Consider the following 16,838-nt stretch of genomic DNA (forward strand, 5'->3'; position numbering starts at 1 on the left):
CTATAACAGAGTTTTGTACAACTAGACACATTCATTAAGTGGCAACATCTAGCTATAGTTAGAGCTAATATCCTCCTTGTTGTAGAGGTTTTGTCCACTTTGTAAATATTAACAGTTTATTAAAGCGGCTCGATCGCTATCTCTTTCCTAAGATGAACGTAAAGCAGAATTTTACTTGGATATACTGCACAGGGAGTAGTTGTGCCTCTTTTTTGGAGCGATAAATGGTTAAAGTTTGGTGATAATCTGAACTGCAACAGGTGCGTGAAAAGGTAGCGATCGCGACGAGATCCTTTCCCTCACCTCGCTACTATGTAGGTCAATTCAAGAACTTATTATTTTTATGCCCTACACCGTTATTCAAAACGCGATCGCCTTTACCGTAGATGACACAGATACCATTCACGCTAACGGAACAATTATATTAGAAGGCGATCACATTCATGCGGTTGGAAGTGATGATCTTCCCATTCCATCTGACGTGATACAAACGATTGATTGTCAGGGCAAAATGGCGGTGATTCCTGGCTTGATTGACGTTCATTCTCACTCCAGCTTTTTGCGAGGGGTGACCGAGAACTATCAGCTTTTGGAATGGCTACCTCGCTATCAGTTAGAGCATCGGGCCCTGACCGAAGATGACGCTTACTATGCAGCATTGCTCTGTTATCTAGAATCGCTTAAAGCGGGCACCACTTGCGTCATGGATATGTACCGCCATATGCACCGATGTGCGGATGCTGCGGGAGATTTGGGGCTGCGAGTTAATCTGGTTCCCTATGTGGCTGACATGCCTGGAAAAGACTTTTTTGAAACGTCAGACTCTAATCGCAAACTCATTGAAACGCATCACAATTCACAAAACGGTAAAATCCGAGTGTGGTTGGGACTAGAACACCTTTTTTACTGCTCAAAAGATGCTTTTGCGAAAGCGAAATTGTATGCAGACGAGTATGGAGTTGGAATTCACACCCACAGCAGCGAACAGATCGAAGAAGTTGAAGCCGTTGTTAAACACTTTGGTAAACGCCCGATCGCGCTCTTTCAGGAGTACGGAATTTTAGGAGAGAATACAGCGATCGCGCACTGCGTCTGGCTCAACGAGGACGAGATCAAAGTTCTGGCAGATACGGGCACTTCAGTTGCTCACTGTCCTACGAGTAACGCAAAACTGGCGGGGGGAATTGCTCCAATTCTGGAAATGAAGCAGGCAGGCATCACCGTCGGACTGGGCACCGATGGCAACATTTCTAACAACAGTTTAGATATGTTTGAGGAAATGAAATTTGCATCACTTTTGCAAAAAGTCAAACGCTACGATGCGGCCGCCTTACCCGCTCCAGAAACGCTGAGAATGGCAACGATCGACGGCGCAAAGTTGCTTAAATTGGATCATGAAATTGGCTCGATCGAAGCAGGCAAAAAAGCTGATCTGGTACTGGTTAATTTATGGGAACCGAACCTGATGCCGATCGTGTGGGATGAACAAGACACAAACGTTTTGTGGAATCTAGTGTACGCAGCGCGGGGATCAAACGTTCACACGGTGTTTGTGGATGGTGAAATCGTTGTGCAATCAGGAAAAAGTACGAAGATTAACGAGTTTGATGCACTTCAGGCGATCCAAAAGCAAACACTCGATCATATGCAGCGCAGAAAATCATTTAAGTCAACGCTAACGCCTGTGGTAGTGGGAGCAAGCTAACTCTTTAATGTGTTTTAGATTACATACACAACGTGTTGTGGAATACATTAAACTCAATGATCACTTCACTTCAATGATTCGTTTAGAAGTTTTGCTTTACCTATGTTACAAATAGTTTAAGTGAAATTGTAAACGGGTTGTTGAGCAAAATCGATCATGTCCACACTATACGAAATGCTGGTTAAGGGCGGGCCGGTGATGATCCCTCTAGGTGGATTGTCGATCGCAACGGTTGCCTGTACATTAGAGCGTGGACTCTTCTGGTTTAGAGTACTGCGAGGCGAAGATAAGACAGCCCATCAGGTGCTAGATGCGGCCCGCTATGACTGGGACAAAGCCAGAGAGATCGCTGAAAAGTCTCAGCACCTAGCGATCGCTCGATTTATGGTGGCCCCGCTCAAACTCAACCGACCCAGCCCCGAAACGCTGCACTTGGCGCTGGAGGCGGCGGCCGACCGCGAATTCATTCAGATGCGAAAGGGCGACAAACTGCTCGAAACGGTGGTGGGCATGGCTCCCCTGTTTGGGCTGCTCGGAACGGTCACCGGGCTGATCGTCACCTTTCTGAATCTGAAGATCGGCGGTGGCGCAAATATCGACACGACAAAGGCAGCCTTGGGGATTGCAGAAGCGCTTTTGACCACGGCGGCTGGGATGGTGGTCGCACTGATGGCGTTAGCGTCGTTTCGGATGTGTGTCACCCTGCAAGCCAGACAGGTCGATTATTTTTCAGAAATTGGCAGCGAGTTAGAACTGATTTATCGTCAAGTTTGGTATGAGCCGAGTGTGGATGATTACGCGATCGTCACCAATGGACATTCACAAGGGACGATCGACAGTCAACTCGTTGAGCAGTTAGCGACGCTAATCCACCAGATTGCTCGAAAGAATTGACGAACTAATTGACGAACTAATTTTGACCAGTTGAGTTAGCGTCCTCAAAACTTACTCAGAAGCCAGGAAGACAGCCCACGATCGACTCAATACCCGTAGGAGACGATCGACATGTATTCCAGTTATTTGAGCTTTGCGTTTGGGATGGTGGCTTTGTTGTTGATGGCGTTTGCGGGATTGCAGTGGTTACACATTCCGACAGGCAGTTTTTTGGATTGGGCGATCGGGGCGACGAGTTTTGGCTGGCTTTTGACGATCGTCACGGTGCCGTGGAATATTCACTTTGATGCCAAAGAAGCGCTGGCTGAGGCGACCCTTTCTACAGAAAATGGGATTGCGGTGGATGGTCGTCAGGTGGACTACATTCGGCTGGTGGCGCAGCGATCGCTCTGGGTCGTGATTGGGCTACATCTGCTGTCGGCGGCGGGATTGTATGGATTGGCGATCGCGGGCATCAGTTCGATTGGCTACGTTGCTTCGGGGGCGGCTCTGTTGTTGACGGTATTGCGTCCGGCTGTACGAACGTATCGATATTTTGCGACTCGCATTGCGATGCTACGTCAACAGTTTCAATATCCTCGCGAAGATGTGGTGGAGCTGCGCGGCCGATTTGTCCAACTTGAGGAAGCGGTCAGACGACTGGAAGCGGAACTCGATCGCGAAGATCCCCGCTCTTGGGCCACCGCGCAACAATCCCAATGGGAAGCCCTGCGACAAAATCTAACCACCGTCGCCGCCAATCAAGAAGGCTTGAGAGCCACCAATCAAGCAGATCACGATCGTCTTTCTCGTGAGTCCAGACAAGCGATCGCCCAACTCAGCACCGATGGACTGTTTCTGGAACATGTCAGGGAGATTATTCGATTTTTTAAGGCAGCGTGAGCAGGGGTGTGGGGTGTGGGGTGTGGGGTTGGGAGGCAGAAGACCCAATAACGAAGCCAAAAAATTCATCGCTCAACGCTACCCCCTACCCCCTTCCTTAGATGGGTAACCGATCGATGTCTTTGTTTGCGCCGATGACGACGATCGCCGTTCCTTTGATAAGGGGGGTGCCGGGGTCGGGATTGATGACAAACTTGCTGTCTTGACTGAAGGCCAACACGTTTAGACCGTAGTGAGAACGGAGTCTGAGTTGGGAGATCGTCTTGCCGTCAAAGATTTCGGGGACAATGACTTCGACGATGCTATTGTCGGGGTCAAGCTCAAATCGTTCTAAAATGCCGGGTTTGGTGAGCGATCGTGCCAGGTTGTAGCCCGCTTCGTGTTCTGGAAAAATGACATGATCGGCACCGACTTTTTTGAGTAGCTTTTCATGAATCTCGGAGGAGGCTTTGGCGACCACATGGGGAACGCCACCTTCTTTAACGTTGAGCGTGGTGATGATGCTTTCTTGCACATAGTTGCCAATCGCCACAATCACCGTGTCTTGCTCAAAAATTCCGGCTTCTCGGAGGGCGGCAGGTTGGGTGGAGTCGATCTGTCGAGCGTGGGCAACGATGCGATCGCACAAAGCTTGGTCAACTCTTTCGCGATCGGTATCGACTGCCAGCACTTCGTAGCCTTGATTGTGCAGGGTGGCACAGACCGCTCGCCCAAATCGCCCCAACCCAATGACGGCAAACTGTTTACTTTTGTGACCTGTCCGTAAGCTGTGAAAAAAGTTTAGCGAAGATAAGTTCACGAATCTGTTCCGTTAACACCTTGTTTTAACTTACCCGATCGCTGTCCCCATCTCTTCAACCGACCAACAGATTTTCTTCAGGGTAATGAACGAAACTGGGTTTTGGATCGCCCAATAACGCCCCCATCAGCAGCAAAATGCCAACCCGCCCGATATACATGGTGGCGATCAAGATTAGCTGACCCCAGATAGAGACGTTGGATGTCCCGATGGCAGACAATCCTACGGTGGCAAAGGCAGACACGACCTCAAACAAGATATGAATGAAGTCCAATTCGGGGTCAGTCAGGGTGATCAAGATGGTTGCGCCGATCACCGTTAAGGCAGAGCCGACTAAGACACCAATTGCTTTGAGAATTAACACGATCGGGATCTGACGATGATAAGAGAGTACCTCTTCTTTGCCTTGTAAAACGGCTTTTGTGCAGTCAATTAAGATGCGAAAGGTGGTTGTTTTGATGCCGCCTCCTGTCCCTCCTGGACTTGCGCCAACAAACATCAGGGCGATCGTAATAAATAGCCCAGCCGTGGTCATTTTGGTGATGTCGATCGTGTTGAAACCTGCCGTCCGAGGGGTGACTGACTGAAACCAGCTTGCCATGACTTTAGAACCCAAATTCAGTCCGCCCAGGGTTTGTGGATTACTGAACTCGGTAATAAAGAAAGCCAGCGTGCCGATCGAGAGTAAGAGTAGCGTGGTACTGGTCGCAATTTTGAAGTTGAGCGAAAAGCTGTGGGTTTTGATACTTCCAGAGAGGCGATCGCGCAGCCAAAAGTAGAGTTCCATGATGACCTGGTAGCCGATGCCACCAAAGATGATCAAGGTCGTAATGATGAGTCCCATGAAGGGAACGTTGACGTACTGAATCAAGTTATCTGAAAACAAGCTAAATCCAGCATTATTAAATGCATTAACACTGTGAAAGATTGAGAGCCAAAGCCCTTGATTAAATCCATATTGAGGCGCGAAGATCGTCAGTAGCAAAAAGACACCCGTCAGTTCAAAAATGAGGGTGGTGGCAATAATCGATCGTACTAGCATGGCCAGTCCTGACAAGCCCGGAATGTCTAAGGATTGTTGAATTGCTATTTTGTCTCGCAGTCCCAACCGCTTTCTAATCAGCAAAAGCAGGACGGTGGTAGCGGTCATGTAGCCCAGCCCCCCGACTTGCACCAGCAATACGATAAACAACTGCCCCCAAAAGCTGTAGTATTTGCCGACATCAACGACCGAAAGCCCCGTGACGCAGACGGCGGAGGTTGAGGTAAAGAGGGCGGTGACTGGGTTGCTCCACGTTCCGCTGGTCAGAGAGAACGGCATCATCAACAAGAGTGCTCCTACAGTGATGACGGTCAGGAAGCCTAAACAAATGGTGCGCGAGACGGTCATAGTCGTGTCTGAGTGAAGAGAAGTTTTTTAGGTCATCTGCTCATTTTACGGGTCATGAGAGCAACTTCTCTATTGAGACTATTGACTGAGCAGGTTTACCAGGTCGGGTTTTTTCATCTTGGCGTATCCTGCCAGTTCTCGCTTCTTAGCCATCTTCTTTAACTCGCCAACGGTGAGGGTTTGCAGGATACCTGGATCTTTGATCACGTCTGGTAAGGGCTGCGGCGTTAAGTAAAAGATTTGCTTGAGCGCGTCTAGTTTTTTGCCTTTGGTGATGCCGCATTTGAGCGTAGCGATCGGGTCTAAGGTTTTCCAATACTGGCGAGGGGCTTCTTCGAGTCGATTGGTGGCGACGGCAAGCTTGATGCCTGTCAGTCCGCTGCCAGGTTTTTCGATGAGATATTGCAGGGCTGCTTGAATGTCGTCTCTCGAAGCGGTAGAAAGATTGATTTGAGGAACGGCTTCTCTGGCGAGTGTTTTGGCGATCGTGGCTGTAGTCTCGCTATCATCTGCGATGATGCACCAGACTTTTTCTAATGCTGCGGCTTCTGCGACTGCGTAACCGAAACTATTGCCGATCACCTGGTAACGGTCTTTGTCTGTTTCTTTGACCACAATGGGGAGCCAGTTTCGTCCGCCTGCTGCTTTGAGTTGTTGGGCGGTTGCAGTAATCAAAAAATCTGATGCTTGAGTGCCTTCGCCGGGATCGATGTCATCCAGGTAGAGAGCCATGAGATTGCCGATGTCAGAGAAGGTCGTCATTGTAAGAAGTACTCCTTTGCGAGAGCCAGATAGTAGTCGCGGGCGGTTTTGTCGCGGTAAGTCGCAGGGATACGAGAGAAGGCCGCACTTGCAATGTTTGCGTAGCTGGGAACTTCAAAGATATGCAGGTTTCTCCTAGCGTTAGTGTGGTGAGGGTAAAAGTAAGGCAGAAGATCGAACCCCTCTCGCTTGGCTTGCTTAAGAATGTTCGTGATTTCTTGCTGTGCTGCTTCTATTTGAGGAGGAGTTGTCTTCTCACCGTTAAAGAAAATAGGAAGCGCGATCGGGCTGCCATCACCTCTAACTTCTTGCGCTTCAGGAACAAACTCTTTCATTGCAAGTGCAGCGTTCTCTAAAGAGAATAGATTGTTGTGCTTTGTGGGCATCAAGACGACATCTGCGGCATAGATCGCCAGTTGGCTAAAAATTCTCCAGTTGGGGGGTGCATCCAGCAGGATGTAGTCATATTCAGGTTTCAATAACTCTAAAATTTCCCCCAGTCGCTTGGGTTTTATTAGCTGACGCAGTTGGACTTCATCGATGAAACCGCCATCTGCCGTGCCACCGTTAGAAAACTTTCGGTCTGCGGGAACGACATCAAACTCGAACTCTTTACCCAAAGATTTGTAGATGACTGAGAACGGCTTAATTGCGGCTCGAATACTGGCGCTTCGGTTTACGAGGCACTCGTAAACTTCTCCTTCGCTCAATCCCATTCCTAATGAACTGGTGAGATCTTGTTGATTAGGGTCGCAGTCCACGACTAAAACCTTTTTCTCCAAAAGCGTGAGGATTGCAGCAAGATTTGCTGTCGTCGTTGTTTTACCGACACCGCCCTTATTGTTGTAGATCGCAACGGTTAGAGCGCGGATAGGCTGTTCAATTTTTCCCTTCACCAGGGCAGTGATCGCGTCTATGTTTTCTGCCGTAATTTCGAGGCAGGTTGTGGCTGGGTGGATGACCTTGCCATGTTTGCGAAAAAGCTGAATATGGTCAGAGTTGGTGATGATTCCCCACTTTGCTGTCTTACAGTGACTACCCAGAAGGTAACGTTTTAACTGCTCAACAGTTTTTTTATACCCTGCTGAACCCTGATGCAGGCTGACATCTCGCCCCTTAAGCTCGACCAAAAGATAAGGATTAGAGCGCGTATTGAGAAAAATGTCACCATCCATATTTTGGCGAACTGCGTAATCTACTGCACCATTGCCAGTATCGTATTGTGGACAAATCTCTCCAGTCTGAAAGCCTAGTGCTGACAGTAGAGGGCGCTGCACAAAATTGTTACTGACCACTGCTTCTGGCGCACCACTTGGGAGATCCTGTAAAGCTGATTGCAAACGAGTGAGTGACATAGGTGTAGGTTGCAAAATCATTGCCTCGTTAGTTTTTATACCAGAAATACCTCGATCGACCATCTCTAAATCCCTGTTAAAACCAGTTCATTCAAAGGGTTTCAGGCTGTATCAGTGCAAGTATAGTTTTTTATCTTCTAACCCACTGTGAGTACGGTCACACTGTCATGCAGAATGATACAGGTAGCCTTTTGTCTTCAAATCAAGGCTTCAAGTATTTTGTGAGTCAACCAAAGCTTCTAAGATCAAAAAGTGGCTTGCTGGAGATTTCTCAGCAGTCAAATCGGCTATCGTTTGAGTAGTTGCGATCGCCGCTCTTATGGTTCACCTTCAGCCCAAACTTTCTACCAACATCTGGACGAATGCAGCGTGGGATCAGTTTCTCACCATCGTTGAAGACCCTAATTATGCAAAAGCGAAGGGTTATTATTTTAATGGTCAGATGAGGGTAGAAACTGTGGGAGTTGGGCCAGACCATGCGGGTGACAACGGCATCATCCACGTTGCAGTCACTCTTTTCTGCGCCCTCAAAGGAATTGTTCTCAAAGGACTGATCAATTGTAGCTATCGCAAAACAAAAGTTCGTGAAGCGCAACCGGATAGCTCTTATTACGTGGCAGATAGAACCGCGTTTGCACCCCAGGGAGGCTCGATCGTCAGTCTTGATCAAACGCCGCCGCCAGACTTAGCCATTGAGATCGCAGACTCTTCTCTGAGCGATGATTTGGGCAAAAAGCGGTTACTCTACGAAGATCTGGGCGTTGCTGAATATTGGGTGGTTGATGTCGAAAATACTCAAATCATCGCGTTTCAAATTGTGGACAATGGGAGTCATCGCATCACTCAGTCTCAAGTTCTTCCAGGTCTAAAGATTTCGGTCTTGTCGGAAGTGTTGAGCTTGAGTCGGCAACTGGATGATAGCCAGATTGTTGCCTGGTTGATGACAAATTTTCAGGCATAAACGGATTAAGAACGATCGCTGATAGCGCATGAAATTGGGGCACCTTAAAGGCAAACAAATTCTATCCAGAACCTCAATATGCCAGTCAAAGAAGTCAACGCAACCCTCTCTGATGCCGATCTACAGGAGATCAAACGAGCGATCGACACCATTCAAAATAAGCTGCCTTTCTTGATGACACTGAGTGCAGAAGAGCGCAAACAGCTTTACAAACTGGGCGATAAGCGTCTGTCGTTTGTGCAAAATAGTCTCAACGCCGCCCAAAACAATCGCAATATTTTGCCTGCCAGCTTTGACTACGACGGTTTTGCCAACGACTATCGCCTTGCTACTAATCTCACAGACCTGCGAATGAGACTGCGCCAACTCACCGAGCAGGTAGACGATACGCTCTTAGCCGTGGGCAGTGAAGCCATGATCAGCAGCTTGACGGTCTACGACTATGTAAAGACAGCCTCCAAAAAGACCCCCGGACTCAAAGCGATCGCCGAGCAATTGGGGAATTTATTCAAAGCGACCAGGGCGCGATCGACTAAACCTGCCAGTGAGCAGTCTCTAGACAAAAACTAAGACGGGCATGTTCTGAGGTGGAGAGCCGATGTGAAAACAATCCTGCTTGAACCTCAGAGTATCCTCGCTGATTCTCAAAGCTTCATCGTCCCAGCCTAGAGAATCACGCTCTCACCTCAAAGCATCGTCGTTCCACCTTAAAGCATCGCGCTTCCACCTCAGAGTATCGTCGTTTCACCTCAAAGCATCGCGCTCCCACCTCAGAGCATCGTCGCTTCACCTCAAAGCATCGCGCTTGCACTTCAGAGTATCAATCGTGAATGATGGACGGTGGGAGTCGAATCATTTTTCTCGCTGCGGTATGCAAATTTTCTGCCCCTCAAGCTGCCGATGCTGGGGAGTTTTCAGACAAGATTCCCGGTTCAAAGTCCTTCACTCGTGAGAGATTTAGAGGGCTGCTGGATTCATCATCGACGCGCGAAAGAACTATCGCCCACTGTCACTGATGTAATCTCTTTAAGTCACCCCAAAACGATCGCTCTCCTCTACTCATCTTCTCAGTTCGTCAACCCTTGCTCAAACGTTCCAAGCTGCCTCAAAAAAATCGCGTTCGCAAAGCATAGCGTAGCGGTAAGTAGACTCAGCAACCGGGGTGAATGTGGCATAGCGATCGACCAGGCTTTCTAAGGTCTGGGCCAATGGCTCAAAGTCAGCGCTGCTATAGGTGCGAATCCAGTCAGCGTAGGGATGATCAGGAATGCCCCCCCGCGCAAGTTCTTGACCTAAAAAGGCATAAAGGCGCATACAGGGAGACATGGCGATCGCCGTCAATCCGATCTCCTGGCTCCAGGCGGTTGCGGAAAGAAAGTCGGTATAGCGGCGGGTGGCGGCTCCTGGTTTAACTTGCGTCAGGTCAACATCCCACTGGGCTGCATAGCGTTGATGAAGCTGCAACTCTTGAAGGACACCGTTCGCCAGCATATGAAACGCCTCAAATCCTGACCAATCGGGCGCTTTGGCAGCAGCGAGACTGTAAGCCCGCGCAAAAGCTTCGAGAAAAAAGGCATCCTGCCCGACGTAGTAAGCAAACTTGGCTTTGGGCAACGTGCCATCGGCAATCCCCCGCACAAACGCACCCTCAAGAGAAGCGATCGCGAGGTCTTGATTAGCTTGCCAGAGGTCGATCGAGCGCGTCATGAGCATTCACCTGATCAGTAAGGAGATTTCCAGATAAGGATATACCTACGTTACCCCACCGCCTACGGCTCCTCCCCTTGCTAAGGCTACCGTGTATACACAAGTCGTTGTCGCTTCGTTTCAGTCGGCTTCAGCCCCCTAAATCCCCCAGAATGGGGGACTTTGACAAAGGAAAGATTTCCAAAGTTCAAAGCCACGACGACGGCTCAAAGTCCCCCATTTTTGGGGGATTTAGTGGGCGAAGGATCTCAGCAATGACAGATTGATCAACTTATGTGTACACGGCAGCCTTGCTAAGGGGAGGTTGGGAGGGGTCAGAGAGGTCAACTTGGGTAAAAATATTTCTGGAAATCTCTAAGACGACCAAATTATCACGGGATGCCGCCTACGAAACCCGCTTTAAGATCAGGTCTAGCAGGCTCAAAGCTTGATTGACATCAGTTTGCAACGCCTTTAGATCGCCTTCAATTTTGTCTAGTCGTTGAGAAACTGAAATTTCATCCGGCTTGATCTCTGGAAGCGCCTTCTGCCCATTGAGCTTGTCTACCAGCGTCACCCAGGTTCTAGTTTTGAGATTGAAATGTGCTTTTGCCTCGGCCAGCGTCTTAAACTGTCGCTTTAATTGCTCAACGGTGACCCATTCGACCGCTTGCGATCGAGAAGCCTGCTCTAAATCCTCCTCTACCATTGCGACGACTTCATTAACCAGCCGATCGTGATTCTGCGAAATCTGAGCCGCCGCTCCCAAGATGCGAGACGTTGCCTTAATTTGTAGATTTGTTTCCTGGTTGAGTTGGTCTGCAAGGGTGCGAATGCGATCGCCCAATGTTTCTCTAACCACGGCTTTGATCAGTGAGACATCATCACTCATTCTGTTTACTCCGCTAAAATGTCTTTGACGGTCTGCCAGATTCGCTGAAACTTTTGAATCATTCCCATTGGACTCGTTGTAGAAGTCTCATCGACTGAATCCACAAGCTGTTGAATCCGATCCATCCGTTCCGCCAAAACGTACAAATTGCTCACGGCTGCGTCTTTACGCTCAAACGAGTCTCGTAACAAAACAGTCATTTCTGAAATTTCTTGTTTTAACCGTTGATTTTCCTTCTTGCGGCGAGTTTCCCAGCCTTTGATGCCTGCTTTCGATCGTCGCTCAAACTTAAGCTGATCTTGAGACTCGTTATACAACGTCAAGTAGCGATCGCGTTCCCCCTGTACTGCCTCAACCTTGATCACTAACTCATCGCCTCTCACTTTCTCAGCCTGATATAACCCCAAATAGGACTGTGCTTGTGATTCGGCTTCTTGATACTGCGTGAAGTAGGATTTTGCTTGAGTCTGAGCCTCTTCATATTGCAGGAGATACGATCGCGACTGAGTTTGAGCTTCCTGAACCTGCGTTAAGGCTGTCGTGTATTTCTGTTGTTCCGCTTGGTATAAAGTCAGCGTTCTAGTATATTTCTGTTGTTCTTCTTGATACTGCGTTAAGGCTGTGCTGTACTTCTGATGTTCTTCTTGATATAAAGTCAGGGCTGTCTGATGTTTTTGTTGTTCTTCTTGATATAAAGTCAGCGTTGTCGCGTATTTTTGCTGTTCCTTTTGATAGAGAGTCAGGGCTGTCTGATGCTTTTGCTGCTCTTCTTGATACAAATGATCAGTCTGCTCTACTTGCTGCTGTTTCGCTTCAACAACTTTCTGCAATTCGTCTCGTTTTGCTTCCGCTTCTATTCGGGATGCTCGTGCTGATGCAAGAAACTGCTTAAGCTCGTGATAAGAGATGGGTTCTGATTGCCGAGAAGTTGGGTGATTGAGTGCATTATCATTAGAATTATTTCCGCGATCGGCTCTCCGCATTGCCATATAAGATCTCTCCAAAACTGTAATTTCGCTCGGTCAAAGTAAGATTCTATACATTCTAAAATACTGACTTTTGCCAGCAGTCAATGTTCCATCTCCCCGCACTTCATCGTAACGTCATCGATTTTCAGAGAGGCTCATACCAAATTAATTTGCAAATGCGCCAGATCAGCGACCTGCCCCACCACTCGGCAAAGCCGGCCGCCGAAAATCACCTTTATCAGGGGGAACCCCAAAATATCTGCTGCTAAAGGATGCTGTGAAGCTAGAACGACTCTGATACTCTGCTCAAAAGATATAACCTTCTGAGTTCTCTACACATGCCTTCCTATCTTGTTTGGGTCATGGCGATCGCCAGTGGTGCAACGGTCGCCAATTTGTATTACAACCAGCCTTTGTTAGCAACGATTGCTCAAGGGTTTCAGGCATCATCTCAGGCGGTTGGTTTGATTCCGATGTTGACTCAGATTGGCTATGCAGTTGGAATTTTATTGTTTGTGCCGTTAGGTGATTTGTTAGAGCGACGGCGATTAATCGTCACGACAGTGATCGCAACAGCATTCGCATTAGTGTTAGCGGCGATCGCACCCAGTCTTCCGTTTTTGATTGCAGCAAGTTTTGGAATCGGCATGACGGCGATCGCGGCTCAGATCATTGTTCCATTTGCGACTCAGCTAACTGCTCCACAAAACAGAGGCAACGTCGTCGGGATCGTCATGGGCGGATTGTTTGTCGGCATTCTTCTCGCCCGGACGGTGAGCGGATTTGTGGGAGCAATCTGGGGCTGGAGGGCGATGTATTGGCTGGCAAGTGGCTTGATGGGAGCGATCGCAGTCATGTTAGCGATCGTCCTGCCCAAAAGCCAACCGTCTCTCAAAGTTTCCTATCCTCGCCTGATGAAAAGTCTGTGGCAATTGATGGTTCAACAACCTGTGCTGCAAGAGTCGTCGTTGATTGGGGCGATGTCGTTTGGGGCGTTTAGTGCCTTTTGGAGTACGCTGGTTTTTTTGCTCAGAGAGCCACCTTATCAATATGGCAGCGAGGTCACGGGATTGTTTGGGCTGGTGGGCGTGGTGGGTGCGGTGGTGGCCCCGATCGTAGGTAGAGTCGCCGATCGTCGCAGTCCAACGCTCACGATCGGATTAGGTCTCACCGCAACAACACTTGCGTTTTTAGTTTTTTGGTCATTGGGACATCAGATTTGGGGACTGATTTTTGGAGTAATTTTGCTCGAATTGGGAGTTCAAAGTACCCAGATTTCCAACCAGTCCAGAATTTACAGTTTGCCACCAGAGATCCACAGCCGATTGAATGCGCTTTACATCATGCTCTACTTTGTGGGCGGCGCGATCGGATCTTTTTTGGGCGCATACGGCTGGAATCACTGGCAATGGAATGGAGTGTGTGCTGTCAGTTTAGTGTTGATGATGATTGCGATCGCCACGTTTCTAACCGGAAAAAGTCGTCGCGTTTCTGCTCTGTAGAATAGAGTCACCAACTAGATTGTGAATACGAGCGGAAACAGATTCAAACTTACAAAACCACTCGCTTGACAAAATTGAAACCACAACGAGTTCAACAGTCAGACTCCAAAGATTGAGACGCTGAAGTGTGCATTTTCGATTAACGATTGCAGGACTGATTTAAAGAATCTGGTGCCGTTCTACAACTTCTGGTATTAGATGGTTAGAACCCCGATCGCCGCACAGGAGTCAGCCATGCGTTTAAGAGCCTGGAAACGATTGCAGAAGGCTACTTTTAAGATTCTATTAGTCAGTTTTGCGATAGTGCTGCTGCTCCATCCAATGCTGGTGGCGATGCGTGCAGTTGCAACGACTCCCACGGTCGAAAAGCCTGCCGAAAAGCCCGCCGAAACAAAGCCGACTCCCGAAGCTTCTCCCCAACCTGCTGACAAGAAACCCGATGACCCGATCGTTCCGATCAAAACGTCAGAAGAAACTGCACGGCTCAACAAGTTAGCGGAGGGCGATCGGCTCTATCAAGCGGGTGACAAAGCGGCCGCTGAGAAGCTCTACCGGGAAGCAAAACCCCCCTTTGCAGGCACATCAGACACTAAAGCGAACGTAGACCCGATCACTGATCCCACTCAGCTATCTCCCGGCGGACAGGTCTATTGGCGCGAGTCAGGCATCGGATTAGAGCAAAAGCTAGAAAGTCGAATTTTCGTCCCGCTCAAACTGCTCACCGACAACTACCCACAATTTGTCCCCGGCTACTTGCGATACGCTGAAGCGTTGGAGGCTTACGATCGCCCCGAAGAGTCCCTAGCCATTCTCGAAAAAGCGGCCACACTTTACCCCAATCAGCCCGATCTAGCCAAAGCCAGAATTACCGCACTAGAAAAAAACGAGAAATGGATCGAAGCGTCGATCGCCGCCCGACAGTTTGCGCTACTCAATCCCACCGATCCCAACGCTCCAACCTTCACCACCTTGGCAGACACTAATCTCAAACGCTATCAAGGTCGTCTCCGCAGCAGGCTTCGAGGCAATCTCGTGGGCAACATTCTCACCGGGGCGTTGGGCTATGCGCTGACGGGTAATCTGTTTGGGCCATTGTCTGCCGTCCAAAACACAGTTTTATTGTTGAGAGGTGAGTCAGCAGTGGGTGAGCGAGTGACTCGACAAGCCAAGCGCCAATTAGATCTGGTAGACGATAAAGCTGTTCTCAGCTATGTCGATCAGTTGGGTCAAAAGCTAGCCGATGCCGCCGGACGCAAAGAATTTAAGTATGAATTTTATGTCGTGATGGACGATCGCTTAAATGCCTTCGCGCTCCCCGGTGGAAAAGTGTTTGTCAATGCGGGAGCGATCGCCAAAACCAATTCAGAAGCTGAACTCGCCGGACTGCTGGGCCACGAATTGTCTCACGCCGTCCTTTCCCACGGATTCCAATTAGTCAGTGAAGGCACGTTGACCGCTAATTTGACTCAATTTATTCCCTATGTGGGCGGCTTGTTGAGTAATTTATCGACTCTTAGCTACAGTCGCGACATGGAGCGTCAGGCAGACATTTTGGGCACTCGTCTTCTAGTTTCGACAGGCTTTGCAGCAGATGGCTTACACAATCTCATGGTGACCCTCAAACAGCAAGAAGCCAAAAAAAATCGACCATCTCCCCCTGCTTGGTTTGCTACCCATCCCCTAACAAAAGACCGAATTAAATACATCGAAGCCTTGATTAAAAACACTGGCTACAATCGCTACGCCTACGAGGGAGTAGAACGCCACGCAATGCTACAAACTAAAGTTGAGACACTGCTTAAGGAATACAAAGCGCAACAGGAAAAGAAACGGAGAAGAGAGCGATCGCAAGATGAATAAAAACCTAACTCAACATCGCTTCTTCGGTGATTTGAGCTAATAGAATCCATTTGATATCTTTAATGAACTTGAACTGCTCTGAGAGCAAGTGCTTCAATCTAATTGCCAAAATTAGGCAGTGATTACGCCGTAAGAGCGCAAGTTCTGGTAGTTGGGATGGGATTTAATCACCGTCGGGCATAGCCCTAACTTTGAAATAAAGGTATCCAGCAGATGGTCGTTGAGCGCCCGTCGCTTCGCACTCGCCATCGAGAAGACAAAGGGCTGATTGTCCAATTGCTGCGGATGCACCTCCAGTTTGGCAAGATTGAGATACGTGGTATTAAAGCATCTGTTAGGCTATCCGAAAGTGCGAGTGTATGAAGGCACTTGGACAGAATACAGCACGACTGATCTTCCGATTGCGACAGGTGCCGAGAAAACCACTAGCAAAAGCGGATATAGACAGGCGTTGTATGGAACATAGCCTCATCTCTGATACTAAACGTTAGGGATCACATAACATTTAGTATCAAAATTTAGTATCAAGGATGAGCAAGTCCTGGAGCCAAAACTCGTAACCTACATTTCTAAAACAGTAGCCATGACAATTGAAGAAGCGCGCACTTTTGAATTTGAGGTCGCAACGATCGAGAAAGCCAAGGGAAATTCAAGTTTCTCGATCGTTGGCGTTGCTGATTGAAGGGATGAATCTGTGAGAAGTGTTAATCTTTTTGCCCCTAAATCCCCTGGGGGATTCAAAAATCCTCACTATTTTTTTCTTGTATGAAACCACCCTGCTCCTTGGGGAGAGGGCTAGGGTGGGGGTGAAATTTCGGAGTTAGTTAATCCACGATCCTAAGCTGGAAAATCAGCCTGGAACTCAACGCACAACTGGAGCGAGAAGAGGTAAATCTGATGGTCGTTTTATCTCAGGCCTATCAAGAATGGGAGCAAGCTACCCAACAGCGAGGCATCGAACAGGGCATCGAACAGGGGGAACGATCGCTCGTTTTTAGACAACTGACTCGACGAATGGGCGCGTTGCCGGAAGCGGTACGATCGCAGATTGAGACGCTATCGATCGCTGATCTGGAGTCATTAGGAGAAGCGTTACTGGATTTTGAGAAGCTGTCCGATCTAGAAACCTGGTTAGCAATTAACGTTCAGGGCGATCGAGATATCAGTTGAACTTTTGACCAG

17 protein-coding genes are annotated in these 16,838 nt (G+C 48.6%); 9 read left to right on the forward strand and 8 right to left on the reverse strand.

Annotated features, from left to right (window positions below; translation table 11 throughout):
- Positions 1-343 precede the first annotated feature (343 nt).
- The 3 genes from ACKFKF_RS06670 (at position 344) to ACKFKF_RS06680 (ending at position 3,481) form a co-directional block, all read left to right on the forward strand.
- Positions 344-1,705 (forward strand): amidohydrolase family protein, encoded by a 1,362-nt coding sequence (locus ACKFKF_RS06670; RefSeq protein ID WP_446866964.1) that lies wholly within the window; start codon positions 344-346, stop codon positions 1,703-1,705.
- A 156-nt stretch (positions 1,706-1,861) separates the two neighbouring features.
- Complete coding sequence (locus tag ACKFKF_RS06675) at positions 1,862-2,599, forward strand: MotA/TolQ/ExbB proton channel family protein (protein ID WP_446860063.1); 738 nt, start codon at positions 1,862-1,864, stop codon at positions 2,597-2,599.
- Positions 2,600-2,710: 111 nt separating this feature from the next.
- The gene (locus ACKFKF_RS06680; protein WP_446866965.1) at positions 2,711-3,481 is read left to right on the forward strand and encodes a hypothetical protein; all 771 of its coding nucleotides are present in this window, start codon (positions 2,711-2,713) and stop codon (positions 3,479-3,481) included.
- A 97-nt stretch (positions 3,482-3,578) separates the two neighbouring features.
- Here the strand turns inward: ACKFKF_RS06680 and ACKFKF_RS06685 are convergent, their stop codons facing one another.
- From ACKFKF_RS06685 to ACKFKF_RS06700, 4 genes are all read right to left on the reverse strand, one after another.
- Positions 3,579-4,280: a potassium channel family protein gene (locus tag ACKFKF_RS06685; RefSeq protein ID WP_446866966.1), complete on the reverse strand. Its 702-nt coding sequence runs from the start codon at positions 4,278-4,280 to the stop codon at positions 3,579-3,581.
- A 55-nt stretch (positions 4,281-4,335) separates the two neighbouring features.
- A complete protein-coding gene (locus ACKFKF_RS06690) occupies positions 4,336-5,670 on the reverse strand; it encodes a TrkH family potassium uptake protein (RefSeq protein WP_446866967.1) in 1,335 nt (444 codons plus the stop codon).
- 78 nt (positions 5,671-5,748) lie between these two features.
- Positions 5,749-6,432 (reverse strand): Rho termination factor N-terminal domain-containing protein, encoded by a 684-nt coding sequence (locus tag ACKFKF_RS06695; protein ID WP_446866968.1) that lies wholly within the window; start codon positions 6,430-6,432, stop codon positions 5,749-5,751.
- Positions 6,429-7,787 (reverse strand): AAA family ATPase, encoded by a 1,359-nt coding sequence (locus ACKFKF_RS06700; RefSeq protein WP_446866969.1) that lies wholly within the window; start codon positions 7,785-7,787, stop codon positions 6,429-6,431. Before ACKFKF_RS06700 ends, ACKFKF_RS06695 begins: the two co-directional genes overlap by 4 nt.
- Positions 7,788-8,106: 319 nt before the next feature.
- On the opposite strand from ACKFKF_RS06700, the gene ACKFKF_RS06705 reads away from it, so the two are divergent.
- Complete coding sequence (locus ACKFKF_RS06705) at positions 8,107-8,748, forward strand: Uma2 family endonuclease (RefSeq protein WP_446866970.1); 642 nt, start codon at positions 8,107-8,109, stop codon at positions 8,746-8,748.
- 78 nt (positions 8,749-8,826) lie between these two features.
- Positions 8,827-9,318, forward strand: coding sequence for a hypothetical protein (locus ACKFKF_RS06710; protein WP_446860068.1), 492 nt, complete (start codon positions 8,827-8,829; stop codon positions 9,316-9,318).
- A gap of 516 nt (positions 9,319-9,834) precedes the next feature.
- Here the strand turns inward: ACKFKF_RS06710 and ACKFKF_RS06715 are convergent.
- The 3 genes from ACKFKF_RS06715 to ACKFKF_RS06725 form a co-directional block, all read right to left on the reverse strand.
- Complete coding sequence (locus tag ACKFKF_RS06715; protein WP_446860069.1) at positions 9,835-10,455, reverse strand: TenA family protein; 621 nt, start codon at positions 10,453-10,455, stop codon at positions 9,835-9,837.
- A 385-nt stretch (positions 10,456-10,840) separates the two neighbouring features.
- A complete protein-coding gene (locus ACKFKF_RS06720; protein WP_446866971.1) occupies positions 10,841-11,326 on the reverse strand; it encodes a hypothetical protein in 486 nt (161 codons plus the stop codon).
- A 5-nt stretch (positions 11,327-11,331) separates the two neighbouring features.
- Positions 11,332-12,315: a hypothetical protein gene (locus ACKFKF_RS06725; protein WP_446866972.1), complete on the reverse strand. Its 984-nt coding sequence runs from the start codon at positions 12,313-12,315 to the stop codon at positions 11,332-11,334.
- A 317-nt stretch (positions 12,316-12,632) separates the two neighbouring features.
- Between ACKFKF_RS06725 and ACKFKF_RS06730 the strand changes: the two genes are divergently transcribed.
- On the forward strand, positions 12,633-13,796 hold the full coding sequence (locus ACKFKF_RS06730; protein ID WP_446866974.1) for an MFS transporter: 1,164 nt from the start codon (positions 12,633-12,635) through the stop codon (positions 13,794-13,796).
- A gap of 198 nt (positions 13,797-13,994) precedes the next feature.
- Positions 13,995-15,656, forward strand: coding sequence for a M48 family metalloprotease (locus ACKFKF_RS06735; protein WP_446866975.1), 1,662 nt, complete (start codon positions 13,995-13,997; stop codon positions 15,654-15,656).
- 111 nt (positions 15,657-15,767) lie between these two features.
- On the opposite strand, the gene ACKFKF_RS06740 is transcribed toward ACKFKF_RS06735, so the two are convergent.
- Positions 15,768-15,947 (reverse strand): hypothetical protein, encoded by a 180-nt coding sequence (locus ACKFKF_RS06740; protein WP_446866976.1) that lies wholly within the window; start codon positions 15,945-15,947, stop codon positions 15,768-15,770.
- A 25-nt stretch (positions 15,948-15,972) separates the two neighbouring features.
- Here ACKFKF_RS06740 and ACKFKF_RS06745 point away from each other — a divergent pair, with 25 nt between their 5' ends.
- Positions 15,973-16,122: a hypothetical protein gene (locus tag ACKFKF_RS06745; RefSeq protein WP_446866977.1), complete on the forward strand. Its 150-nt coding sequence runs from the start codon at positions 15,973-15,975 to the stop codon at positions 16,120-16,122.
- 431 nt (positions 16,123-16,553) lie between these two features.
- Positions 16,554-16,826, forward strand: coding sequence for a DUF4351 domain-containing protein (locus ACKFKF_RS06750; RefSeq protein ID WP_446866978.1), 273 nt, complete (start codon positions 16,554-16,556; stop codon positions 16,824-16,826).
- Positions 16,827-16,838: the final 12 nt, after the last annotated feature.

It is taken from the genome of Phormidesmis sp. 146-12, assembly GCF_052939495.1.

Bases quoted from the DNA above. Each gene is read 5' to 3' on its own strand.
- ACKFKF_RS06670 (WP_446866964.1), top strand. From the start codon at position 344: ATGCCCTACACCGTTATTCAAAACGCGATCGCCTTTACCGTAGATGAC.
- ACKFKF_RS06675 (WP_446860063.1), top strand. From the start codon at position 1,862: ATGTCCACACTATACGAAATGCTGGTTAAGGGCGGGCCGGTGATGATC.
- ACKFKF_RS06680 (WP_446866965.1), top strand. From the start codon at position 2,711: ATGTATTCCAGTTATTTGAGCTTTGCGTTTGGGATGGTGGCTTTGTTG.
- ACKFKF_RS06690 (WP_446866967.1), bottom strand. From the start codon at position 5,670: ATGACCGTCTCGCGCACCATTTGTTTAGGCTTCCTGACCGTCATCACT.
- ACKFKF_RS06695 (WP_446866968.1), bottom strand. From the start codon at position 6,432: ATGACGACCTTCTCTGACATCGGCAATCTCATGGCTCTCTACCTGGAT.
- ACKFKF_RS06700 (WP_446866969.1), bottom strand. From the start codon at position 7,787: ATGTCACTCACTCGTTTGCAATCAGCTTTACAGGATCTCCCAAGTGGT.
- ACKFKF_RS06705 (WP_446866970.1), top strand. From the start codon at position 8,107: ATGGTTCACCTTCAGCCCAAACTTTCTACCAACATCTGGACGAATGCA.
- ACKFKF_RS06710 (WP_446860068.1), top strand. From the start codon at position 8,827: ATGCCAGTCAAAGAAGTCAACGCAACCCTCTCTGATGCCGATCTACAG.
- ACKFKF_RS06715 (WP_446860069.1), bottom strand. From the start codon at position 10,455: ATGACGCGCTCGATCGACCTCTGGCAAGCTAATCAAGACCTCGCGATC.
- ACKFKF_RS06720 (WP_446866971.1), bottom strand. From the start codon at position 11,326: ATGAGTGATGATGTCTCACTGATCAAAGCCGTGGTTAGAGAAACATTG.
- ACKFKF_RS06725 (WP_446866972.1), bottom strand. From the start codon at position 12,315: ATGGCAATGCGGAGAGCCGATCGCGGAAATAATTCTAATGATAATGCA.
- ACKFKF_RS06730 (WP_446866974.1), top strand. From the start codon at position 12,633: ATGCCTTCCTATCTTGTTTGGGTCATGGCGATCGCCAGTGGTGCAACG.
- ACKFKF_RS06735 (WP_446866975.1), top strand. From the start codon at position 13,995: ATGGTTAGAACCCCGATCGCCGCACAGGAGTCAGCCATGCGTTTAAGA.
- ACKFKF_RS06750 (WP_446866978.1), top strand. From the start codon at position 16,554: ATGGTCGTTTTATCTCAGGCCTATCAAGAATGGGAGCAAGCTACCCAA.